Annotated in this window: 16 protein-coding genes; 8 read left to right on the top strand and 8 right to left on the bottom strand. The window is 65.6% G+C overall.

The genetic code is table 11. The features are described from left to right. Positions 1 to 421 precede the first annotated feature (421 nt). The 4 genes from dnaK (at position 422) to JOF48_RS06425 (ending at position 4,464) form a co-directional block, all read left to right on the top strand. Positions 422 to 2,287 (top strand): molecular chaperone DnaK, encoded by a 1,866-nt coding sequence (gene dnaK, locus JOF48_RS06440; RefSeq protein ID WP_209678619.1) that lies wholly within the window; start codon positions 422 to 424, stop codon positions 2,285 to 2,287. Between the two features lie 2 nt (positions 2,288 to 2,289). Then, complete coding sequence (locus JOF48_RS06435) at positions 2,290 to 2,859, top strand: nucleotide exchange factor GrpE (RefSeq protein WP_209678617.1); 570 nt, start codon at positions 2,290 to 2,292, stop codon at positions 2,857 to 2,859. A 90-nt stretch (positions 2,860 to 2,949) separates the two neighbouring features. Then, positions 2,950 to 3,936 (top strand): DnaJ C-terminal domain-containing protein, encoded by a 987-nt coding sequence (locus JOF48_RS06430; protein ID WP_209678614.1) that lies wholly within the window; start codon positions 2,950 to 2,952, stop codon positions 3,934 to 3,936. Between the two features lie 87 nt (positions 3,937 to 4,023). Continuing rightward, complete coding sequence (locus JOF48_RS06425; protein WP_209678611.1) at positions 4,024 to 4,464, top strand: heat shock protein transcriptional repressor HspR; 441 nt, start codon at positions 4,024 to 4,026, stop codon at positions 4,462 to 4,464. Between the two features lie 92 nt (positions 4,465 to 4,556). Here the strand turns inward: JOF48_RS06425 and JOF48_RS06420 are convergent, their stop codons facing one another. The 7 genes from JOF48_RS06420 to trmB form a co-directional block, all read right to left on the bottom strand. Then, positions 4,557 to 7,949 (bottom strand): DEAD/DEAH box helicase, encoded by a 3,393-nt coding sequence (locus JOF48_RS06420; protein ID WP_209684220.1) that lies wholly within the window; start codon positions 7,947 to 7,949, stop codon positions 4,557 to 4,559. Between the two features lie 270 nt (positions 7,950 to 8,219). Continuing rightward, positions 8,220 to 9,455: an MFS transporter gene (locus JOF48_RS06415; RefSeq protein WP_209678608.1), complete on the bottom strand. Its 1,236-nt coding sequence runs from the start codon at positions 9,453 to 9,455 to the stop codon at positions 8,220 to 8,222. A gap of 40 nt (positions 9,456 to 9,495) precedes the next feature. Further along, positions 9,496 to 10,242 carry a respiratory nitrate reductase subunit gamma gene (gene narI, locus JOF48_RS06410; RefSeq protein WP_209678605.1) on the bottom strand — a complete coding sequence of 249 codons (747 nt, stop codon included), beginning with the start codon at positions 10,240 to 10,242 and terminating at the stop codon, positions 9,496 to 9,498. 4 nt (positions 10,243 to 10,246) lie between these two features. Further along, complete coding sequence (gene narJ / locus JOF48_RS06405) at positions 10,247 to 10,876, bottom strand: nitrate reductase molybdenum cofactor assembly chaperone (RefSeq protein ID WP_209678602.1); 630 nt, start codon at positions 10,874 to 10,876, stop codon at positions 10,247 to 10,249. Next, positions 10,873 to 12,591 (bottom strand): nitrate reductase subunit beta, encoded by a 1,719-nt coding sequence (gene narH, locus JOF48_RS06400; RefSeq protein WP_209678599.1) that lies wholly within the window; start codon positions 12,589 to 12,591, stop codon positions 10,873 to 10,875. Before narH ends, narJ begins: the two co-directional genes overlap by 4 nt. Beyond that, a complete protein-coding gene (locus tag JOF48_RS06395; RefSeq protein WP_209678595.1) occupies positions 12,591 to 16,304 on the bottom strand; it encodes a nitrate reductase subunit alpha in 3,714 nt (1,237 codons plus the stop codon). Before JOF48_RS06395 ends, narH begins: the two co-directional genes overlap by 1 nt. 373 nt (positions 16,305 to 16,677) lie before the next feature. Continuing rightward, positions 16,678 to 17,634, bottom strand: coding sequence for a tRNA (guanosine(46)-N7)-methyltransferase TrmB (gene trmB / locus JOF48_RS06390; protein ID WP_209678592.1), 957 nt, complete (start codon positions 17,632 to 17,634; stop codon positions 16,678 to 16,680). A 676-nt stretch (positions 17,635 to 18,310) separates the two neighbouring features. Between trmB and JOF48_RS06385 the strand changes: the two genes are divergently transcribed. The 4 genes from JOF48_RS06385 (at position 18,311) to JOF48_RS06370 (ending at position 22,578) form a co-directional block, all read left to right on the top strand. After that, positions 18,311 to 19,996 carry a DEAD/DEAH box helicase gene (locus JOF48_RS06385; RefSeq protein WP_209678589.1) on the top strand — a complete coding sequence of 562 codons (1,686 nt, stop codon included), beginning with the start codon at positions 18,311 to 18,313 and terminating at the stop codon, positions 19,994 to 19,996. Between the two features lie 257 nt (positions 19,997 to 20,253). After that, positions 20,254 to 21,594 (top strand): sensor histidine kinase, encoded by a 1,341-nt coding sequence (locus JOF48_RS06380; protein ID WP_245346426.1) that lies wholly within the window; start codon positions 20,254 to 20,256, stop codon positions 21,592 to 21,594. Further along, on the top strand, positions 21,587 to 22,267 hold the full coding sequence (locus tag JOF48_RS06375) for a response regulator (protein WP_209678585.1): 681 nt from the start codon (positions 21,587 to 21,589) through the stop codon (positions 22,265 to 22,267). The genes JOF48_RS06380 and JOF48_RS06375 overlap by 8 nt, the downstream gene beginning before the upstream one ends. A 104-nt stretch (positions 22,268 to 22,371) precedes the next feature. Next, on the top strand, positions 22,372 to 22,578 hold the full coding sequence (locus JOF48_RS06370) for a hypothetical protein (RefSeq protein ID WP_209678582.1): 207 nt from the start codon (positions 22,372 to 22,374) through the stop codon (positions 22,576 to 22,578). A gap of 57 nt (positions 22,579 to 22,635) precedes the next feature. Here the strand turns inward: JOF48_RS06370 and JOF48_RS06365 are convergent, their stop codons facing one another. Then, a complete protein-coding gene (locus JOF48_RS06365; protein WP_209678580.1) occupies positions 22,636 to 23,472 on the bottom strand; it encodes a PhzF family phenazine biosynthesis protein in 837 nt (278 codons plus the stop codon).

The raw sequence follows: 23,472 nt of genomic DNA, 5'->3' as shown, positions 1-23,472 counted from the left end.
GTACGCCCGTCTGGGCGGATGCGGCCAGAACGTCCCACAATTTGGCCGCATCCGCCGGGCCCGGTGGCTGGAAATGATCCCGATCCCGCTTTCTGATCCCGGGATTTCTGCATCAGAAAGCGGCATCGGGATCATTTTCCGGGTGGGGGCAAGAAACTCCTGCCGCGCGCCCGGGCGTGCGCCAAACCACGCCCGTCCGTCCCCCAGGAGCCCCGCGCAAAGGTGGCGCGGGGCACAAAAAGCGGCCATCCGGCGTCGTGCTTGTTCACCGAAAGTGAAAGTTGAGTGAACTGCGCTCAACTTGGCTTGACATGGAAGCGAGTCTGAGTAAAGTTGAGTGCAGAACGCTCAATACCGCTGGTTGAGCGAACCGCCACTCGGGCGGAACTGTTCAGGCAGCGGCTCATGAAAGGAACCACTTATGTCACGTGCCGTAGGTATTGACCTCGGAACCACCAACTCTGTTGTATCCGTCCTGGAAGGTGGCGAGCCCACCGTCATCGCCAACGCTGAAGGCGGCCGCACCACGCCGTCCGTCGTCGCGTTCTCCAAGACCGGCGAAGTCCTGGTCGGCGAAATCGCCAAGCGCCAGGCCGTCAACAACATCGACCGCACCATCGCTTCCGTCAAGCGCCACATGGGCACCGACTGGACCATTGCGATCGATGACAAGAAGTACACGGCGCAGGAAATCTCCGCCCGCATCCTGATGAAGCTCAAGAACGACGCCGAAGCGTACCTGGGCGAGAAGGTCACCGACGCTGTGGTCACCGTTCCGGCCTACTTCAACGACGCTGAGCGCCAGGCCACCAAGGAAGCCGGCGAAATCGCGGGCCTGAACGTGCTGCGCATTGTCAACGAGCCCACCGCGGCTGCCCTGGCTTACGGCCTCGACAAGGGCAAGGAAGACGAGCTCATCCTCGTCTTCGACCTCGGCGGCGGAACGTTCGACGTCTCCCTGCTCGAAGTTGGCAAGGACGAAGACGACTTCTCCACGATCCAGGTCCGCGCAACCTACGGCGACAACCGCCTCGGCGGCGACGACTGGGACCAGCGCATTGTTGACTACCTGCTGAACCAGCTCAAGGTCAAGGGCATCGACCTGTCCAAGGACAAGATCGCCCTGCAGCGCCTGAAGGAAGCTGCCGAGCAGGCGAAGAAGGAACTCTCCTCTTCCTCCAGCACCAACATCTCCCTGCAGTACCTCTCCGTCACGGCCGACGGCCCCGTCCACCTGGACGAGCAGCTGACCCGCGCCAAGCTCCAGGACCTGACCAAGGACCTGCTCGAGCGCACCAAGAAGCCGTTCAACGACGTCATCAAGGAAGCCGGCATCAAGGTTTCCGACATCGACCACATCGTGCTCGTCGGCGGCTCCACCCGCATGCCGGCCGTCGTCGAACTAGTCAAGGAACTGGCCGGCGGCAAGGAGCCCAACAAGGGCGTCAACCCGGATGAGGTTGTGGCCGTAGGTGCTGCTCTCCAGGCTGGTGTTCTGAAGGGCGAGCGCAAGGACGTCCTCCTGATCGACGTCACCCCGCTGTCCCTGGGCATCGAGACCAAGGGCGGTGTCATGACCAACCTGATCGAGCGCAACACGGCCATCCCGACCAAGCGCAGCGAGACCTTCACCACCGCTGACGACAACCAGCCGTCCGTGGCCATCCAGGTCTTCCAGGGCGAGCGCCAGTTCACCCGCGACAACAAGCCGCTGGGCACATTCGAGCTGACCGGCATCGCACCGGCCCCGCGCGGCGTCCCGCAGGTCGAGGTCACCTTCGACATCGACGCCAACGGCATCGTGCACGTGTCCGCCAAGGACAAGGGCACCGGTGTTGAGCAGTCAATGACCATCACGGGCGGCTCCTCGCTGTCCAAGGATGACATTGAGCGCATGGTCCGCGAAGCCGAAGAGCACGCCGCAGAGGACAAGGAGCGCCGCGAGGCAGCAGACCTGCGCAACTCCGCAGAGCAGCTGCAGTACTCGGTGGACAAGGTTCTGGCCGACAACGACGACAAGCTCGCCGACGAGGTCAAGAACCCCGTCAAGGAAGATGTCACCGCGCTGAAGACCGCCCTTGCAGGCGACGACGACGCAGCCGTCAAGGCCGCGTTCGAGAAGCTGCAGGCGTCGCAGTCCACGCTGGGCGAGGCCATCTACGCCGCAGCCCAGGCTGAGGGTGCCACGGCCGACGCCGACGCTTCCGAAGGTGCCGCATCCTCCGATGCCGGTGCCGAGGAAGACATCGTGGACGCCGAGATCATCGACGAAGACGAGAAGAAGTAACTATGTCTGAATCCGTAAACCCCGAAGAGGTGCCGGACGGCGAAGCCGCCGGCACCCCGGCCGGCGCAGAGGGCGATGCCCTCTCACAGGCCGAGGACATCCTCAACGGTGTTGAGGTTCCGGCCGAGGAATCCGTGGCACAGGGTGCGGAGTCCGATGTGGCGATCGAGCTGAAGAACGACCTCCTGCGCCTGCAGGCCGAGTACGTCAACTACCGCAAGCGCGTTGAGCGCGACCGGGCCGTTGCCGGACAGATGGCCGTGATCGGTGTGCTGAACGCACTCCTGCCGGTCATGGACGACATCGACGCGGCCCGCGCCCACGGCGACCTTGAGGACGGTCCGTTCGCAGCCATCGCCGCCAAGCTGGAAACCACGCTCACCACCTACGGCCTGGAGCGCATCGCCGAAGTCGGCGTGCCCTTCGACCCGACGGTGCACGAGGCCCTCATCCAGCAGCCCGGCGCCGATGTTGAAATCGACACGGTCAGCCAGGTCCTGCGCAACGGTTACAAGTCCGGCGAACGCATCCTGCGCGCCGCACAGGTGATCGTGGCAGTGCCCGAAGCATAAACTGTTTCACCTGTTCCGGCGGCCGGACCCAGCAATGGCCCGGCCGCCGGAACACAGCAGTTCCCCACAAACTTTTAGAAAGGAGGCGTCTTGGCAAGTCAGGACTGGGTTGAAAAAGACTTCTACAAAATCCTCGGTGTGTCCAAAGATGCATCGGAGGCCGACATCAAGAAGGCCTACCGAAAACTGGCCCGCAAGTATCACCCGGATACCAACTCCGGTGATGCCCAGGCGGAAAAGACTTTCAAGGACGTCTCCGAAGCGTATTCAGTGCTGTCCAGCAAGGAAGACCGTGAACAGTATGACGCCATCAGGGCCATGGGCGGAGGTGCGCGGTTCAGCGCACCTGGCAGCGGCCACGGCGGCGGAGGCGGCGGCTTTGAAGACGTCTTCGGAGACCTGTTCGGCGGCGGCGGGCGCGGCTCGCGTGGTGGCGGCGGTGGATTTGGCGGCTCAGGCCTGCCGCCGGAATTTGCCGACCTGTTCGGCGGCGGCGGCGGATTCGGCGGGGGCGGATTCCAGCCCACGCCCACCAAGGGTGCGGACCGCACGGCGAGCACCTCGATTTCCTTTGCCGGATCCATCAACGGCACCAAGATCGGCCTGCGCGAGCCCAACGGCGAGGTCATTGACGTGCGCATCCCGGCGGGCATCAAGGACGGCCAGAAGGTGCGCGTCAAGGGCAAGGGCCAGCAGGGTGCGGCCGGCCCCGGCGACCTCATGGTCACCGTCAACGTCAAGCCGCACGACTTCTTTGTCCGCGACGGCAACAACATCCGCATCCACGTTCCGGTCACCTTCCCGGAGGCCGCGCTGGGAGCCGACATCAGCGTCCCAACCCTCACCGGCGACACGGTGAGGGTCCGTGTTCCGGCGGGCACGCCGTCGGGCCGGACCTTGCGCGTCAAGGGTGCCGGCGTCAAGACCAAGAAGGGCGACGGCGACCTGCTCGTCACGATCGACGTGGCCGTGCCGCAGAAGCTCAGCAAGGAAGCCGAGGATGCCGTCCGTGCGTTCGCCGAGGCGACAGCCGACGGCGATCCGCGCGCAGCCTTGAAGGACAAGGCAAAACTGTAGCAACTGTCCCGGCCGGCCCGGACCGGCCGGGACACCGGGGGAATGGCCAGGGGGGACAAAGAAGCACTGTTGAGGAAGGGAATTGCGATGCAAATTGATCCGTACGCGCCCATTTTTGTGATTTCCGTGGCCGCGGAGCTGGCGGACATGCACCCGCAGACCCTTCGCCAATATGACCGTCTCGGCATCGTCAAGCCCAGCCGTGCCCCCGGACGCGCGCGGCGGTACTCGCAGCACGACGTCGACATGCTCCGGGAGGTGCAGCGACTCTCCCAGGCCGGGGTGTCCCTGGAAGGCATCAAGCGCATCATGGAGCTGGAGAACCAGGTCGAGGCGCTGCGTGCCAGGGTGCTTGAACTCAGCGAGCAGCTGGAAGCCGTCACGGCGGAGGGCCAGTCGCGGGCGCTGCGCCCCAACAGCCGCGTGTTCGCCGCCGGGTTGGCAGGCGGGGACATTGTTGCACTGGCCCGGGGCCAGCGCCCCCGCCCCCGCAGCCAGGCCATGGTGGTCTGGCGCCCGCAGCGCTGACCGCCAAGCAATATCGACAACGCCGTTGTTGGACCGATCCCACTGGGTTGGGTCCAACAACGGCGTTATCTGTTTTTAACAGGGCTTTGGTGTCACTCCGCGAACAGGCCGGCCAGGTCGGTGCTTGTCAGCGTGCCGCCAGCCAGTGATTCCCCGCTCATGACATCTGAGAACAGTTGCGACTTCTTCGCCTTCAGCGCCATGACCTTTTCCTCGATCGTGTCCTTGGCGACCAGGCGGTAGACCATCACGTTCTTCTTCTGCCCGATCCGGTGCGTGCGGTCCACGGCCTGGGCCTCGGACGCCGGGTTCCACCACGGGTCCAGGATGAACACGTAGTCCGCCTCGGTCAGGTTGAGCCCAAAACCGCCGGCCTTGAGGCTGATGAGGAACAGCGGCGCCGTTCCGGTCTTGAATTCCTCGACGACGGCGGCCCTGTTCCGGGTGCCCCCGTCCAGGTACGTGAAGTCGATGCCCTCGGCCGTGAGCCGGTCCCGGACCTTGCCCAGGAAACCGGTGAACTGGCTGAAGATCAGGGCCCGGTGGCCCTCCTTCACCACATCCTCCAGCTGCTCGAACAGTACGTCCAGCTTGGAGGAGCGCACCCCGGCCTGGCCCTCGTCCACGAGCGTCACGTCCAGGCTGAGCTGGCGCAGCAGCGTCAGCGACTGGAAGATCGTGAAGCGGTTCTTGTTGACGTCCTTGAGCAGCCCCAGGATCTTGGCGCGCTCGCGCTGCAGGTGCGTCTGGTAGATCTTTTGGTGGCGCGGGTTCAGCTCCACTTCCAGGATCTGCTCCTGCTTGGCCGGCAGGTCCGCAATGACGGCTTCCTTGGTGCGGCGCAGCATGAGGGGCTTTACCCGGGTCCGCAGCTTGTGCAGCAGCTTGGCGTTCGTGTTCTTCTCAATGGGCCGCTGGTAGAACTCGGCGAAGCGCTTCGGGCTCGGGAACAGGCCCGGCGCCACGATGGACAACAGCGCCCACAGCTCCATGAGATTGTTCTCCATGGGTGTGCCGGTGACGGCCAGCTTGAACGGGGCCTTCAGCTTCCGCGCGCACTGGTATGCCTTGGACTGGTGGTTCTTCACGAACTGCGCCTCGTCGAGGATCAGCCCGGAAAAGTCCTGTTCGCCATATGCTTCAAAGTCGATCCGGAACAGGGCGTAGGAGGTGATGACGATGTCGGCGCCGGCAAAGAAGCCCGCCGAGTCCAGCCCGCTCTTGGCAAAGGTCTCCGAAACCGTGACCACCTTCAGCCCCGGCGCAAACTTCACGGTCTCACTGGCCCAGTTGCCCACCACGGAGGTGGGTGCCACCACCAGGAACGGTGCCTTCAGCCCGTCCTGCTCAGCCTGGACCTGGCACATCAGCGCCAGCGTCTGCACGGTCTTGCCCAGGCCCATGTCGTCGGCGAGCACCCCGCCCAGCCCGTTGCTGTACAGGAAATGCAGCCAGTTGAAACCGTCCAGCTGGTACGGGCGCAGGGTTGCGTTCAGGCCCTCGGGCGCCGGCAGCGGAACTGTTGGCCCGCCGTCGAGCAGGCCGGAAACGGCGGTCCGCCACGCCTGCGCCTGCTCATCCACGATGCCCAGCTGGGCCAGCTCGTCCCACAGCCCGGCCTGGAAGCGGCTGATCCGCAGCTGCCCGTCCTTGATGTCGTTGAGGCTGCGGGCCTCGTCGATCAGGGCCCGCAGCTGGTGCAGTTCGGGGCGGTCCAGGGAGAAGTAGGCGCCGCTGGGCAGCAGCATGCGCGTGTTCCCGGCGGCCAGGGCGGAGAACACGGCCGCGAAGGACACATACTGGCCCTCGAGCGTGATCACGATGCCAAGGTCGAACCAGTCGCGCTCATCCGTGGCCTTCGTGGAAATCGTGACGATCGGCGCCTCGGTGACCTCCCGGTAGCTGGCGATGTCGCCGGTGGTCTCCACCTCAACGCCGGGCAGCTCCTGCAGCCGCGGCAGCACGGTCTCGGTGAACGTCAGCGTGTCCAGCCCGGTCAGCTCGGCGGTCGAGGCCAGGGCGGGCTCGCCCCACGCGTTGTTCGAGGCGACGCCCATGGCGGTGATGTCCTCCCACGGGCGCCCCACGGATTCCACCAGCCGGGCCTCGGCGCCGGTGTCGCGCACCGCGGTTTCACCCAGCTCCGGCCACAGCGGCAGCGACGTGACGCGGCTGCCCACGGGGTAGTGCCATTCCCAGTGCAGCCGCACCGTGTGGTCCCCGCCAAACGCGGCCAGCAGCGAGAGCGTGGGCTCCACATACGCCGGCAGCTCCACGGAATGGTCCGCCGACACCACCTGCGCCGCCTGCTTCAGCTGCGGGTAAAACTGCGTCAGGAACTTCTCCCGCGCCTGTTCCGGAACGTGGACGGTCTCCTTGCGCAGCGCAAAATCCAGCAGTTGCGCGGAGACGTCCGCCGGCAGCGGTGCCAGGGTGATGTTTCCGCGCACGACGGCGGAACGGCCTTGGGTGCCCGGGCCCGCCGCCGCGGGTTCGGCCTGGTCGCCGAAGAACAGCCCGGTGACCGGGTTGCCGATGCGGCCCGTGATCTCGGCGGTGACGGGCGAGCCGTCCACCTCGATGAGGGGTCCGACGTCGAGCCCGTCCGTGCCCTGGGTGACGTCAAGGGCGAGCACGGCCTCATGGTTGAGGATGCGCACGGGGTCGCCGCTGCCCGACTGGATCAGGGCGACGCCGTTCTTGTTGGCGGTGCCCAGCAGCTGCCACAGGTTCCGCCCGGCAAAGTCGTTGAGGGAGAGCCAGGCGCTGGCGTTGCCGTGGTTGTACTGGCGGGGGCTGTGCGAGGACAGGAATTCGCTGAGCCAGTCCAGCTGGGTGCGGTCGTGGGTGCCGCCGTAGGCAAGGTAGCCGAGCGTGGCCCAGCTGACGCCGGTCTTGACCCACTTGCCGCGCGCCCCCATGACCACGGGGCGCACGTTCAGGACGGGTTCGGAGGGGACACTGGCGCCGCGGCCGCGGTAGGAGAATCGCGGCGGCGGCATGTGCAGCTCAAATTGCAGGCCCAGCGCGGGCGTGTCCTGGCTGGGGGGTGCGGCGGCCGGGGGGAGCAGTGCGGACAGCGCCGCCTCCCAGGATTCGAGAGGCTCCGCGCCCGGGGCGGCCGCGGCTTTTTTGCCGTCCTTGGCCTTGGCCAGCAGGGTCTCCAAGAAGGTGGGCTCCTGCGGGGCTTCCTCGGGGAGGAAAAAATCGGTGAAGGAAATGTCTGCCTCGGCGGCGGCGATCAAGGCCACCACGTGCTTGCAGTTTTGGCGCACGGGGCAGTTGCAGATGCCCACCCGGCAGGCGATGACGCCGTCGTGCTCGCGGACCAGCTTGGCCGTGGACTTGTAGTCCCTGGTGCCGGCCACGGTTCCGGACAGCAGCCCGGTGGCCGGTTCCAGCGTGATGGCGCTGACCCGGTCCTCATCGGCGTAGGCGCGGCCTGCAGCAATGGAATTCTCGCTGAACTCGGCGATCCGCGTCATGAGGCGCGGACCGGCGGAGGAGGACGTCACAGAACTTTTCCACCTGTCGGTTGGGAGTGGCGCAAGTGTGCGAACCACATCTATCAATCCTACGCAGTATTTGCGGGCGTGGTGGGCTTGGTGGTTCTGCGGCACGTTCCGGTGGCAAATTCGGCAGCTTGCCGGCCTCCGCCAGGAAGAACGACGACGGCGGCGGGCTGGAATGTGTCCAGCCCGCCGCCGTCGTTGTGCCCAGCCGGTGCAGTGATGGGCCCCTGCTCGGCGAAGTGGCTATTTCACGGCGGGTTCCAACTTCTTCTTCGCCGGATCCTTCACGAAGAACAAGGTGAAGAGCAGCGCCACGATGGCCGTCACCACCAGCAGTGAGAGGCCAATGGCGTACTTGTAGTTTTCGGCGTCGGGGTTGTAGGTCCAGCCCATGACCAGCGGCGGGAAGTAGCCGCCCAGGCCGCCTGCGGCACTGACAATGCCGCTGATGGTGCCGACCTTGCCGTCCGGGGACAGCGTGCCCACCCAGGCGAACACGCCGCCGGTGCCCAGGCCCAGGGCCGCGGCGAGGGCGATGAAGACGGGGCCGGCCTGGACGTCGGCGGCCGGTTCCAGCGCCACGAAGAAGCCAAGGATGGCAACGCCCACCAGGGATGCAATGACCACGGGCTTGGAGCCGATCTTGTCCGCAATGACGCCGCCAATGGGCCGGGCGATCACGGCGGCCAAGGCGAAGCCGGCGGTCCGGGCTCCGGCAGCGCTGGGATCAAAGGCGTACACATCGCGCAGGTACGTGGGCAGGTAGGTGGCGAAGGAGACGAAACCACCAAAGACCACGGCGTACAGAAAGCACATCTTCCAGGTCACGGCCAGCTTGGAGGCGTCGATGAGTTTCGGCATGACGGGTGCCTTGTTGGGTTCCCAACCGGGCGCGTTCTTCATGAAGACCCAGACCAGCACGGCCATGACGGCCAGGATTCCGGCTATCAGCAGGTGCGTGGGCACATAGCCAATGGACTTCACCAGGCGAGGGTTCAGGAATGCGGCCAGGGCCGTTCCGCCCATGCCGGCACCAAACACGCCGGTGGCAAAGCCGCGGCGGGCCGGCGGGTACCAGGCGCTGACAAACGGGATGCCCACGGCAAAGACCGTGCCCGCCACACCCAGCAGGAAGCCGGCGATGAGCACTATGGCAAAGGAGTTGAGTGCCCCTCCCAACGCAACCAGCAGCACTGTGGGTATGGTGGCCACGAGAACAAAGGTGAACAGCGCCCGGCCGCCAAACCTGTCCGTCATGGTGCCCACGACGATGCGGCCCAGTGAGCCCACGAAGATGGGCATGGCCACCAGGATGCCCATGGTTCCGGCGGACAGTTCCATGTTGTTGGCGTAGTGCGTGCTCAGTGTTGCAATGATGTTCCAGGCCCAGAACCCGACCACCGAGGCGGCGGTCGCCAGCGTAAGGTTCAGGGCCTGCCCCTTGAGGGCCGGCGGGTTGGTGGCTGTGGGTGTTGCCATGTCTCTCTCCTGCTGTCCGGTATGAGAAATCGTGGAAGGGTTAGCGCTTGCTGGTGTCGCGGTCGTGCGTGCCCACCTCGGACCAGCCGTCGCGGGGTGCGACGCTGGCGCCCTTGTCCCGTGAGCGGTACACAATGTACGGCCGGAACAGGTAGTGCATGGGCGCGGTGAACGCGTGCACCAGTCTGGTGAACGGCCACACCATGAACAGCAGCATGCCCACGAGCGTGTGGATGTGGAACGAGGTGGGCGCCATGGCCATGGCCCCAATGTCCGGCTGGAAGATGAACAGCGAGCGGAACCAGGGCGAGACGGTGTCCCGGTACGTCATGTCATGCACTGGCCAGAACACGCTGGCCAGTGTGGTCCACAGGCCGAACACGATGGCCGCCACCAGCACCACGTACATGAGCTTGTCGTTCTTCGTGGTCGCCATGAACACGGGCCCTGTCTTGCGGCGCCGGTAGATCAGCAGCACAATGCCGCCCAGCGTGCCCACGCCCGCAATCGTGCCCACAAACAGTGCGTTGAAGTGGTAGATGTTCTCCGTCATGCCCACGGCCTCGGTCCACGTCTTCGGGATCAGCAGACCAAAGACGTGGCCCGCAATCACGGCCAGCAGGCCAAAGTGGAAGACGGGCGAACCGATCCGCAGCAACTTCGATTCATACAGCTGCGAGGAGCGCGTGGTCCAGCCGAACTGGTCGTATTTGTAGCGCCAGATCGAGCCGCCCACCAGGATGACCACCATGATGTAGGGGAGCACGCCCCAGAGGAAGATGTTCATTGCGTCAGGCCCCTCTCATGGGCAGCAAACGGGGATCATAGGGGTCAAGGCCCACGGATTCGGTGGGCGGGCCGTAGCCCGCCATCTTCATCACGGCCTGTTCGTCTTCCGGGGAGGCGCCCGGCAGGGTGTTGCAAATGGCCTGCACAATGTCGCTGTGCGGCAGATTGTCGCGCAGCAGGCCAAACTTGATCAGCTCCAGGCTGGGCCGGTACTGCACCAGCAGTTCCTTGCCCGTTGCCATGTCCACGGTGGCCGAGTACTCCAGCACCATGGGCAGGAAGTCGGGCAGTTCACCGCGCGTGTCCACCAGCGTGTCCTGCCCGCGGTACACCTTCTTGAACGCGCCCAGCACCTCCCCGCGCCGCCGGGTGTCCCCGTCCGTCCAGTAGGACAGGTGCAGCGCGTGCCGCTTGCCCAGGTCGAATTCCTGCACGTATTGGGCCTGGAGCGACATCAGGTCCGTGCCCTCCAACTGGTCAAGCACGACGGCGAAGGGCCGGCTTGCGCCCGGAAACTCGCCGAGGGCGGCGCGCATCAAGGGCACGCGGCCCACGAGTTCGGCATCCGGGTAGGACAGGCACCACGCGGCGGCCAGGAACGTCACCCGGTCCTTTTTGCCGGCCCCGGTCATGATCCGCCACCGCCTTCGACAGCACCTTCAAGGTCGTCCGCGGGCGGCTCGGTGGGGTGCTGCTGCGGGAACAGCCCGGAGGGTGCGCCGTTGCCGTCCCAGTTGAGCAGGTTCACGCGGCCGCGCAGCGTGTCCGGCCCGGCCACCGAGTCGGAGGTCTGGCGGTCCTTGAGCGCGTTGAAGGTTTCCAGGGCCACCGGTGTGGGGCGTCCGCTGGCCTCGCCGAAGGGCGACATGCCCATGGAGTCCATGCCGGGGCCGCCCTCGAAGTCCAGCGAGCAGCCCATTTCCTCCAGGTCGTGGGCCTGCTCGGCGTGGGCCTTGGGGATCACGTAGCGTTCGTCGTACTTGGCGATGGCCATGAGCCGGTACATCTCATACATGGTGGCGCCGTCCATGCCCACGGCGGCGGGGATGGACTCGTCGGGGTCGTTGCCCAGGGAAATGCCGCGCATGTAGGCACGCATGGCCGCCAGCTTTTGCAGCACCTCCGTCACGAGACCGGTGTCGCCGGCCGTGAACAGCTCGGCCAGGTACTCCACCGGGATGCGCAGGGCGTCAATGGCGCCGAACAATACGTCCTTGTCCTCGGCGTCGTGGCCCTGGTCGCGGAGCAGGTCCACCACGGGGGACAGCGGCGGGATGTACCAGACCATGGGCATGGTGCGGTATTCCGGGTGCAGCGGCAGGGCCACCTTGTACACCTTGGTCAGTGCGTACACGGGCGACTTCTGCGCAGCCTCGATCCAGTCCTCCTGGATGCCCTGTTCACGGGCGGCCTTGATGACGGCGGGATCGTTGGGGTCCAGCAGCACATCCATCTGCGACTGGTACAGATCCTGCGGATCCGTGACCGAGGCAGCAGCGGTGACGGCATCGGCGTCGTACAGGAAAAGCCCCAGGTACCGCAGCCGGCCCACACAGGTTTCCGAGCACACGGTGGGCAGGCCCACCTCGATGCGCGGGTAGCAGAACGTGCACTTCTCGGCCTTGCCGGTCTTGTGGTTGAAGTAGATCTTCTTGTACGGGCAGCCGGTCATGCACTGGCGCCAGCCGCGGCACTGGTCCTGGTCCACCAGCACAATGCCGTCCTCGACGCGCTTGTAAATGGCGCCGGAGGGGCAGGATGCCATGCAGGAAGGGTTCAGGCAGTGCTCGCAGATGCGCGGCAGGTAGAACATGAACGTCTGCTCGAACTCGAACTTGATCTTGTCCTCGGACTCGCGGCGCACCTTCTCCACGATCGGGTCCAGGTGGCCCATCTCCGAGGTGCCGCCCAGGTCGTCGTCCCAGTTGGCGCTCCACTCGATCTTCGTGTCCTTGCCCGTGATGAGGGACTTGGGCCGGGCCACCGGGAAGTCGTCGCCCAGCGGGGCGTCAACCAGGGTCTTGTAGTCGTAGGTCCAGGGCTCGTAGTAGTCCTTGAGCTCGGGCTGGAGGGGGCTGGCGAAGAGGCCGAACAGCTTCTTCACGCGACCGCCGGCCTTGAGTTTCAGGCGGCCGCGCTTGTTCAGCTCCCAGCCGCCCTTCCACTTCTCCTGGTCCTCGTAGCGGCGCGGATAACCCTGCCCGGGGCGGGTTTCCACGTTGTTGAACCAGACGTATTCAACGCCTGCGCGGTTGGTCCATGCCTGCTTGCACGTGACGGAGCACGTGTGGCAGCCAATGCACTTGTCCAAGTTCATGACCATGCCCATTTGAGCCATAACACGCATTAGTACTGCACCTCCTGGGAACGGCGACGGATGGTGGAAACGTTGTCCCGCTGGTTTCCTGTGGGGCCAAGATAATTGAACGCGTACGTCAGCTGCGCGTACCCGCCAATGAGGTGGCTGGGCTTGACCAGCAGCCTCGTGACGGAGTTGTGGATGCCGCCGCGGCGGCCTGTGGCCTCCGACTTCGGCACGTCGATGGTGCGTTCCTGTGCGTGGTAGATGTACGCCACGCCTTCGGGCATCCGGTGGCTGACCACGGCCCGCCCCACAAACACGCCGTTGGCGTTGACGCACTCAACCCATTCGTTGTCCTTGACATTGATTGACCCGGCGTCCTGCGGGCTCATCCAAACGGTGGGACCGCCACGGGAGAGGGAAAGCATCAGCAGGTTGTCCTGGTATTCGGAGTGGATGGACCACTTGGAGTGCGGTGTCAGGTAGCGCACCACAATTTCCTTGTCTCCGTTGGGGCCCAGCTTTGGTTCCCCGAACAGCCGGTGCATGTCCAGTGGCGGGCGGAAGATCGGCAGCATTTCGCCAATGTCGATCATCCAGTCGTGGTCAAGGAAGAAGTGCATGCGCCCGGTCAGCGTGTGGAAGGGCTTGAGCCGCTCGATGTTCTGCGTGAACGGTGCGTAGCGGCGCCCGCCCGTCTCCGAGCCGGACCATTCAGGCGAGGTGATGACGGGCTGCGGCCCGGCCTGGGTCATGGCGAAGGAGATGTGCTTTTCCTCGCTGCCCTCGGCCAGGTCAACGAGCTTCATGCCCGTCTTCCGTTCCATTTCCTTGAACCCGGCCACGGCGAGCTGGCCGTTGGTGGTGCCGGAGAACGTCAGGATGGCCTCGGCCATTTTCGCGTCGGTGTCGATGGCCGGGCGGCCGTGCGCGGCGCCGCCCATCATGACGCCGTTCACCTTGCCCAGGTGGGCCAGGGCCGTGTCCAGCTTGTAGGTGATGTCCTTGACGGTGAAGCCGAGCTTGTCTGCCAGGGGTCCGACGGCGGTGAGCTTGTGGGCGATGGCCGTGTAGTCCCGCTCCACAACAGTGAAGTTCGGCATGTTTTGGCCGGGGACGCCGTCGATTCCCTCCTTGCGCCAGTCGCGGACCACGCCGCCGGGCTGGGCGATCTGGCCCACGGTGTCGTGGATCAGCGGGACGCTGACCAGGTCCTTGCGGGTGCCCAGGTGTTTCGCCGACTGGCGTGAGAGTTCCTCGGCCAGTGCGGTGAACAGCTCAAAGTCCGTCTTGGTTTCCCACGGCGGGTCGATGGCCGGGGTGAAGGCGTGGACGAACGGGTGCATGTCGGTGGAGGAGAGGTCGTGCTTCTCGTACCAGGTGGCGGCCGGGAACACGACGTCGGAGAGCAGGGTGGTGCTGGTCATGCGGAAGTCGGCGGACATCAGGAAGTCCAGCTTTCCTTCCGGGCCCTCCTCATGCCATTTCACGTCCTGCGGCTTGAGCGATTCGTGGCTGTCCTGGCCCATGACATTGTTGTGTGTGCCCAGCAGGTTCCGCAGGAAGTACTCGTTGCCCTTGGCGGAGGAGCCGAACAGGTTGGAGCGCCACAGCACCAGGGTGCGCGGCCAGTTTTCCGGGGCGTCGATGTCCTCGATGGCGGGGTTGACGGTGCGGTTCATGAGCGACTGGGCAATCCAGGTCTTCTCATCCGGGGCTTCCCCGGCTGCCACTGCCGCGATGGCCTTGTCCGCGAGGTCAAGGGGGTTGGAGTCGAATTGCGGGTAGAAGGGCATCCAGCCCAGGCGCACGGACTGTGCCAGGGCGTCGGCCGTGTGCATGCCGTCCAGGTTGCCCGTGGACAGCGGCGACTTTAGCGCGTCGGCCGAGTAGCCGTCCTGGCGCCACTGGTCGGTGTGCATGTACCAGTAGCCGGTGCCGATCATGGTCCGGGGCGGGCGCGACCAGTCCAGGCCATTGGCCAGGGATACCCAGCCGGTGATGGGGCGGCACTTTTCCTGGCCCACGTAGTGGGCCCAGCCGCCGCCGTTGCGGCCCATGCAGCCCGTCAGCATGACCAGGGCCAGGATGGCGCGGTAGGTGGTGTCGCCGTGGAACCACTGGCAGATGCCGGCGCCCATGATGATCATGGAGCGGCCCTTGGACTGTTCGGCGTTGCGGGCGAACTCGCGGGCCACGCGGATGCAGGCCTGGGCCGGGACGGATGTGATCTCCTCCTGCCAGGCCGGGGTGTAGGGGACGGAAACGTCGTTGTAGTCCTTGGCCCAGGTGCCGGGCAGGCCCGGCCGGCCCACGCCGTACTGGGCGAGCATGAGGTCGTAGACCGTGGTGACCAGGTGGCCGCCCACCATCTTCGCGGGCACGCCGCGGTGCATGATGGTGCCGGCGCCTTCGGGGTCCTCGAAGCAGGGGAGCAGGATCTCCACGGATTCGCCGGTGACCTCGTCCAGGCTCAGTGCCGGCTCGATGCCCGTCAAATCAAGGTTCCACTTGCCTTCGCCCGTCTTGGAGTAGCGGTGGCCCATGGTGCCGTTGGGGACGATTGCCTCGCCGGTGACCTTGTCGAAGAGCATGGTCTTGAACTCGGCGTCTTCGAGGTTTTCCTGGCCGGGGACGAACGCGGCGGTGAGGAATTTCCCGGGAACGTAAGCTCCGCCGTCGTGCTTCTCGAGACGGACCAGGAAAGGCAGGTCGGTGAACTGGCGGACGTAGTCCTGGAAGAACGGGACCTGGCGGTCAACGAAGAATTCCTTGAGCGTCACGTGGCCCATGCCCATGGCGAGGGCGGCGTCGGTGCCGGCCTGGGCGGGGAGCCATTCGTCGGCGAACTTGGTGTTGTCCGCATAGTCGGGGCTGATGGCGATGACCTTCGTGCCGCGGTAGCGGACCTCGGCCATCCAGTGCGCGTCAGGGGTGCGTGTGACGGGGACGTTGGAGCCCCACATCATCAGGTACGTGGCATCCCACCAGTCGCCGGACTCCGGGACGTCGGTCTGGTCGCCGAACACCTGCGGGCTGGCGACGGGAAGGTCCGCGTACCAGTCGTAGAAGGAGGTCATGACGCCGCCGATGAGCTGCACGAAGCGGGTGCCGATCGCGTGGCTGACCATGGACATGGCCGGGATGGGCGAGAAGCCGGAGACGCGGTCGGGGCCGTACGTCTTGATGGTGTTCACGTGGGCAGCGGCGGCAATTTCCAGCGCTTCTGCCCAGGAGGTGCGGACCAGGCCGCCCTTGCCGCGGGCGTTTTGGTACCTGCGCCGCTTTTCGGGGTCCGTGGAGACCTCGGCGAACGCGAGGACGGGGTCCTTGAGGCGTTCCTTGGCCTCGCGGTACATCTCCACGAGGACGCCGCGGGCGTAGGGGAAGCGGACGCGGGTGGGGGAGTAGGTGTACCACGAGAACGCGGCGCCGCGGGGGCAGCCGCGGGGTTCATACTCGGGACTGTCCGGGCCCACGGACGGGTAGTCGGTCTGCTGGGATTCCCAGGTGATGATGCCGTCCTTGACGTACACCTTCCAGGAACAGGAGCCCGTGCAGTTCACGCCGTGGGTTGAGCGCACCACCTTGTCGTGGCTCCACCGGTCGCGGTAGAAGATGTCCCCGGCACGTCCGCCCTCTCGGAACACCGCCCGGCCATCGTCGGTTTCATCCCATTTGGTGAAGAAACGCCCCAATTTCAACATCGCGTCCGACGCCGGGCCATCGACCCCAGCGACATAAGTTTCGGCAGTCATGGCACCACCATATGGTGCATCGCAGGCGTTTTCTACGACCGGTCAAATAGTCAACATAAGGGTGATCTAATTCTTGCCTAAAATATGCGACTTTTGCGCAGGCGAGGAGGAATGTGTCAATGGTCTCATCGAATGTTACGCGCGAAAAATTGATTGTTACGCTGAATTTGCTTCGAGCTGCGCCGGTGGCAGCTGGCCTGGTGGGGCGGCCCCAGGCGGTGCAGAATGGCGCCGGAAATACGTGTAGGCCCCCAAATCTCGAATTTGGGGGCCTACACGTATTCCCGGGGGCCAAGGCACCTGCTGACGCAGGTTGAACTGCCGTCCGCCGGGGCGGAGGGGCCGCCACTGCCCGCCCCGGCTCCGCCGCTGGCTAGTTTTTGCGGAAGGCGAGGTCGAAGATGACCCGGCCGGCCTTGTGGGCCTTGCCCTCAAAGCTGGTCAGGACGCGCCCGTCAAAGCGCGGGGCCCAGCCTCCTGCCTCGTCCGCTTCATCGCTCTGTTCGCAGTCAACTCCGCTGAGCCGCGCCTCGGTGAGGGGGCTCTCGGCACCGGTGCGTTCGCCGTCGTAAATGTTGGTGAAGTCCTCCGAAGCGTTGCCCACCTCCAGCATCTGCTCCGCGTAGGCGGACCAGTCGGTGGCCAGGCGCCAGGTGCCGCCGGGCTCCAGGACGCGGGCCACGAGCGGGGCGAACGCGTCCTTCACCATGCGGCGCTTGTTGTGCTTGGTTTTGTGCCACGGGTCCGGGAAGAACACCCACACCTCGCTGACGGATCCGGCCGGGAGCATGCTGCTCAGGACCTCGGGGGCGTTTGCCTGCACCACCCGGACGTTGGTGATGTTGTTGGCGACGATCTTCTGGATGGTCTGGGCCAGGCCTGGCGTGTAGACCTCCACGGCGAGGAAATCCTTGTCCGGGTTTTCCATGGCGGCGTGGATGACGGCGTCGCCCAGGCCGGAACCAATCTCGACGACGACCGGCGCCGTGCGGCCGAACTCCGCCGCGGCATCAAAGACGTATTCGGGGTGCACGGAGGTGTCTGCAATGTGGCGCGGCACGTCAACGGCCAGGTGTGCGGAGTGCTCGTCCCAGGCCTTCTGCCGCTTGCCCTGCAGGCGGGTGCCGCGTCGCACGAATGAGACCGTCTGGCGGCGGTAGGTCCCTTCGGCGGCCTGCGTCCCCGGGGTGATGGGGCGGGCGGTGCCGTCCTCCGTGCGCGGTGCGCGCTCCTCGGCGGTGTTGCCTGCGGTGGCGGTGTCCGTTGCCGCCGGCGCGGTGGTTGCAGCGGATTCTGCGGATTCGGGTGCGGAAGCTGGGGTTTCACTCATCACCATTAAGGGTACCGGGGTTCGGACGGGCCCCGGGAAGCGCCGATTGGGCTTGCTCCCGCTGAGTCGGCAGATGACACGATTTCGGGGTGGACAGGTGCGTTGAAACAGCAGCTCTTGCGATTTCCACGGTTGAAACCGCAGTACATGCGACTGCCGCAGTTGAAACTGCAGCACCTGCGATGAAAATCGCGATGAAATCGCTGGTTTGCCGCTGGGATTGCCGCAAGAGCCGCTGTTTGAAGTTGGGCGATCGCAGGTGCTGCTGTTTCAACATCGAAGCACGAGCTGCACGCATAGCCTGCTGGCTCGAAGAGTGAATCACGCCGGCCGTGCGTTGCCCACCGTCGCCGTGCCCTGCCCCGACCTGTCGGCCGGGTTTTGCCCAGCTGTCGGCACTTTTCCTGCCCGCCCCGGCTGTGCCATCCGCCCCGGCGACCCGGAGCGGATGGTGAGATGCGGCACCAAGGAGGGGTCCGGCGTCGTAAGGCTGTTAGAATTGCCTTACTTAATGTGCATCCTGCGCATTCTGCGTCGATGAACGCATGCATCTTGTCCCGCACTGAAATTGCCCTTTGGCGCTCGCGGTTGACTGGCTCTGGCATTGAATCGGCGAACCCGCGGTCAAAACTGCCCGTGGGACGTTGAACCGCCTTACGAAAGATTTTCTCTTTACATGACGACTTTTGCTGCCCTTGGTGCGCCCAAGGAAATTGTTGCTTCGCTCGCCGGAAACGGCATTGAGGAAGCATTCCCCATCCAGGTCAAGACCCTGCCGGACACATTGGCAGGCCGCGACGTGCTGGGCCGCGGCCGCACCGGCTCGGGCAAGACCATTGCCTTCGCCATCCCGCTCGTGGCCCGCCTGGCCGAGCGCGAAGCACCGTACTTCCGCAAGCCCGGCCGCCCCATGGGACTGGTTCTTGCCCCGACGCGCGAGCTGGCGACCCAGCTGAACAACACAATTGAGCCCCTCGCCAAGGCCATGGGCCTGAACACCACCGTCATCTACGGCGGTGTCTCACAGGCCCGCCAGGAAAAGGCGCTGCGCGCCGGCGTCGACATTGTCATCGCCTGCCCCGGCCGCCTCGAAGACCTCATGAAGCAGCGCATTGTGTCGCTGGAAAGCGTTGAGATCACCGTCCTGGACGAGGCCGACCACATGGCTGACCTCGGCTTCCTGCCCGTGGTCAAGCGCCTGCTGGACACCACACCCACGCAGGGGCAGCGCATGCTGTTCTCCGCAACCCTGGACAACGGCGTGGACAAGATCGTCCAGCGCTACCTCTCCAACCAGCTCACCCACTCGGTGGACGAGCCCAAGGCCGCGGTATCCACCATGGAGCACCACGTCCTGGTGGTCAACGACCAGACCGTGAAGAAGCAGGTCATCACCGAGCTGGCCTCCGGTGCCGGCCGCCGCATCCTGTTCATGCGCACCAAGCACCACGCCCGCAAGCTGGCCAAGACCCTGACCGACGCCGGCATCCCCGCCGTCGACCTGCACGGCAACCTGTCGCAGAACGCCCGCGACCGGAACCTGGCCGAGTTCGCTTCCGGCGACGTGCGCGTCCTGGTCGCCACCGACGTTGCCGCCCGCGGCGTGCACGTTGACGACATCGAGCTGGTCATCCACGTTGACCCGCCGACAGAGCACAAGGCATACCTGCACCGCTCAGGCCGTACGGCCCGTGCCGGCTCCGACGGTGTTGTGGTCACCCTGACGCTCCCCGAGCAGCAGGGCGACGTCAAGAAGCTCATGCGCGCCGCCGGCGTCAACGTGAACTTCGAGCGCGTCACCACGTCCTCACCCCTGATCGCCGACCTCGTCGGTGAGATTGCAGACAAGGTTGACCCGCGCACCCGGGCAGCACTGCTCGCAGCCAAGCGCCCGGCTGAAGGTGGCGGCACCTCCACCGGCGCCAACGCCCAGCGCAAGCGCGCCCGCTCCGGCGCAGCCCCCACAGCCGGCGGCCGTGGCGGCCGCGGCGGACGTGGACGCGTCGCTTCCGAAGGCGGTTCACGCGAAGGCTCGGCGGGCAACCGTTCCGAGCGCCGCGAGGGCATCGCGCAGGCCCCGCGTGCAGGCGGTCCCGGCCGTCCTGCACGTTCCGGCGAGGGCCGCCCGGCCCGCGACGGCGACGTGGCACGCGGCCGCCGCACCCGCCAGGGCGGCTCCCGCGAAGGATCGTCGGAAGGTGCCGGCTCACGCAGCGGCTCCGGCGCCGTCTGGTCCTCGAACACCGGCGGCACCTCCGGCGGCAGCTACAACGCCAACGGCGGCGGCCAGTCCCGCCCGGCCCGTTCCGGCGGATCACGCCGCGCCTCGGCCCCGGCCTCAAACCAGCGCCGCGGCCGCTAGACCCTGCCAAAACTGACCCGCATGGAACGGCGGATGTCCACGAATTTTCGGGGACTGCCGCCGTTCCTTGCGGGCATTTTTGTTTAACATGCTGATGCGCGACGGCGGTGCGCGCCTCGCGCCGCCGCGGCACCTGCCGGCCGAACGCCTGCCCGCGGCTGGCCCAAAGGCTGAACCTTCTGGCTTTTGGGTGGAACTCGGCCCGGGAAGCCCCAAACCCGGCGTCACATCCATTGGGCATGGCTAGTGTTGCAGGCATGGAAAATTTGATGAAGGTGCTGCGAACTTGGGGTGCCCCGCTCGCCGCCGTGGTATTCGTGGTCCTGTGGATGGTTGGCGAAGCCGGTCGCATGGGTCCGTGGCCTGACCTGCTTCAGTGGGCCGGCCTCTGGCCGCTGTTCCTGGTGGCGTGCGCAATCGCCGTGGCCACGTGGCAGCCGTACGTATCGCTGGGCCTTGTCGGCGCTCTCCTGGTGGGGCAGTTGCTGGGCGTGATACCACCCATGGAGTCCAATTATTGGCCGATGTATCTTGGTTCATTCATGGCAATGGCCTTTATCCAGTGGACCGGTGACCGCCGTGAACGCGTTGTCTCGGTGGCCTGCAACGCCATCTTTGCGGCGCTCATGACCGTTCTCATGCTGTCGTGGCGGTACGGTGGCGGTGTTGGCTGGTACTTCAACAACATGGGGGACTTTGCCATGCTGCGAATGTACGGTTGGCAGCTTCTGGCGCTCCTGCTCCTGATCGGGACAGGTTTTGCTGCGGCGGGACGCACGCTTTCGCTGTATGAGGAGCGTTTGGGCTTGTTCCAAGACCGCACCTTGGTGGAGGAAACCTTGGCGCGGGCGGAAGCCGACCTGGTGGTTGAACAGGAGAGGACCCGAATCTCCCGGGATCTCCATGACGTCCTGGCGCACTCCCTGGCGGTCATTGCCGCGCAGGCCGACGGTGCCCGCTACCTCAGCGAAGACCAGCCCGGTCACGTTGCCACGGCACTGGAGAACATTTCCCGAGCGGCCAGGAACGCGCTGGTGGACGCCCAGCGGGTCATTGAAGGTGTGGGCACCGGCAGCACGGCCGCACCCCAGCCAAATCTCAGTGACGTCCAACCGTTGATCGAGCGGATGCAGCAGAGCAGCCTGAAGATCACTCGCAGTGAGTCCGGAATCCCGGTTGACCTGACCGCAGGTGCGCAGGTTGCCGTGTTCCGGATCGTTCAGGAATGTCTCACCAATGCGCTCAGGCACGGTGGCCGCGGCAATGCTGTCGCGGTGCATTTTGACTGGAGCGGCCCGGGCCTGACACTGCACATTTCCTCGGACCTGCCGGAATCCCCGCCCACGCAACCGGGGGTTCCCCGACAGGGGCGCGGCATCGCAGGCATGCGCGAACGTGCCCACATGGCGGGCGGATGGATGAGCGCCGGCATGGACGGCAAGCATTTCCGTGTAACGGTTTTCCTCCCTTATGGGTTGACCCAGAGCTCGTCCGACGGCGGTGCCACGGACACTGCAGGCCGCGCCCCCGGCACTGGGCTGGCACTGCTGCAGGGCGCGTTGGAGCCTGCCGCGGCGGGAAGTAGTCACAGTGGGTAACCCTGGTTCCGCCATCTCCGTGGCGCTCGTTGACGACCAGGACCTATTCCGTGCAGGCATCCGCATGATGGTCGAGAGCCAGAAGGACATGGTGTTTGCCGGGGAGGCTTCCAATGGCGAGGAAGCGGTGGCCCTGGCTGCCAGCGCTCAACCGGACATCATGCTCATGGATGTGCGCATGCCGGTAATGGATGGCGTTGCCGCCACCCGCAGCATTTCCGAAGCGGCGGCAGCTGCGGGCATCGACAAACCGCGCATCATCGCACTGACCACCTTCAACCGAGACCAGGCCGTGGTGGAAGCGGTCCGGGCCGGGGCCAGCGGATATTTGCTCAAAAGTGCGGAGCCTGAATTCCTGCTCTCGGCCATCCGCACGGTTCATGCAGGCTATTCCGTCATTGCGCCCGGATCCGTTCAGGACCTGTTCCTGCATGCCGCCAGGACGTATCCGCAGGAGGTTCCCGACCTCTCCATCCTGGCACCACTGTCGCCTCGTGAACGTGACATCTTCCTGCTGGCGGCCAAGGGGCTGGCCAATGCCGAGATCGCCGGCAGCCTGTTCGTCTCCGAGGCCACGGTCAAGACGCACCTGCGCAGCGTGCTGGACAAGTTTGGCCTGCGCACCCGTCTGCAACTGGTCGCCTTCGCCTATGAGCGGCGCCTTCTGGGGTAGGCGCCGGGACTGACGAATTGGTGCCCGTTTCCCTTGCCTGACCGCCGCCGGGGTCCTACCTTTTAATGATCAGCAACGGATCTTGTGGAGTGGGAGTAGTTGTCATGAGTGCCAACGATGTGGAGATTTCAACCAAGTTGCGCCCCGGGGAGTGGACCGAGGAGAGCCTTGAGGTCCTGGTCCAGGGCTACCGGCAAAAGATCGCCGACATGGGTGCCAAGCCGGGCGACATCAAGACGCATATTGAACACACCTCGGTGGGCGGGGTCAATGTGCGGGTTGAATGGGAGCGCGAACCGCAGCATTTCTGACGTCGTGCCGGCGTGACCAGGTCCAAAACCCGGGCCGGCAGCGGCCGGCAGCCCAGGCTAGAGCCGCACCGTGCCCGCCACGCACGGGGTTACATGCCCGCCCACCCAGATGGCGCCGTCGTCCGCCTTGATGTGCACCCGGCCCAGGCGGCCCAACACGGTGCCCTGGGAGGCGACGTATTGCGGGGGAGCGATGCCCGTGCCCACAAGCCATCGGGCGAGGCCGGCGTTCAGGCTCCCGGTCACGGGGTCCTCCCACACGGCGTCCCCGCCGCAGAAGGCCCGCACTTCAAACTGGGTCTGCGCGCCGGCGGGACAGGGGCCCACGACGCCGATTTCCAGGTTGCCCAGCGCCGCCGGGTCCGGACGCAGCGCCAGCACAGCCTCCGCCGATGCCAGGCGCACGCCGATCCAGCGGGGCCCGTTGACCAGCCATGAAGCATCCAGGATGTGATTCCGGGGAACCTCCAACACGCGGGCAATCCGGTCCACGACATCTGCGGCCACGGCTTCATAGCGCGTCAGCGGCGGCGCCTCAAACGCCAGCAGTTCCCCCGAAACACGGATCCGGACCAGACCGGCGGCGCATTCCTGCACCACCGTTCCGTCTGGACGCACCGTGCCGCCGGCGTCGAGCCAGGCCTTCGCCGAGCCCAGCGTTGGATGCCCGGCAAACGGGAACTCTTCGCTTGCCGTGAAAATGCGGACGCGGTAGTCGGCTTCCGGCACGGTGGGTGCCAACAGAAAAGTGGTCTCGGACAGGTTGGTCCAGTTCGCGAACTGCTGCATCTGCTCCGTGGACAGGCTGTCGGCCCCGTGGACCACCGCCAGGGCGTTCCCCCGGTACGGCTCGTCGGAGAAGACGTCGACTTCGGTGTAGTTAAGGGTTTGCAC

It is taken from the genome of Arthrobacter stackebrandtii (assembly GCF_017876675.1).
GTDB classification, from domain to species: Bacteria; Actinomycetota; Actinomycetes; order Actinomycetales; family Micrococcaceae; genus Specibacter; species Specibacter stackebrandtii.
The sequence above is the reverse complement of the archived record's forward strand: the minus strand, read 5'-3'. Positions and strand labels throughout refer to the sequence as shown.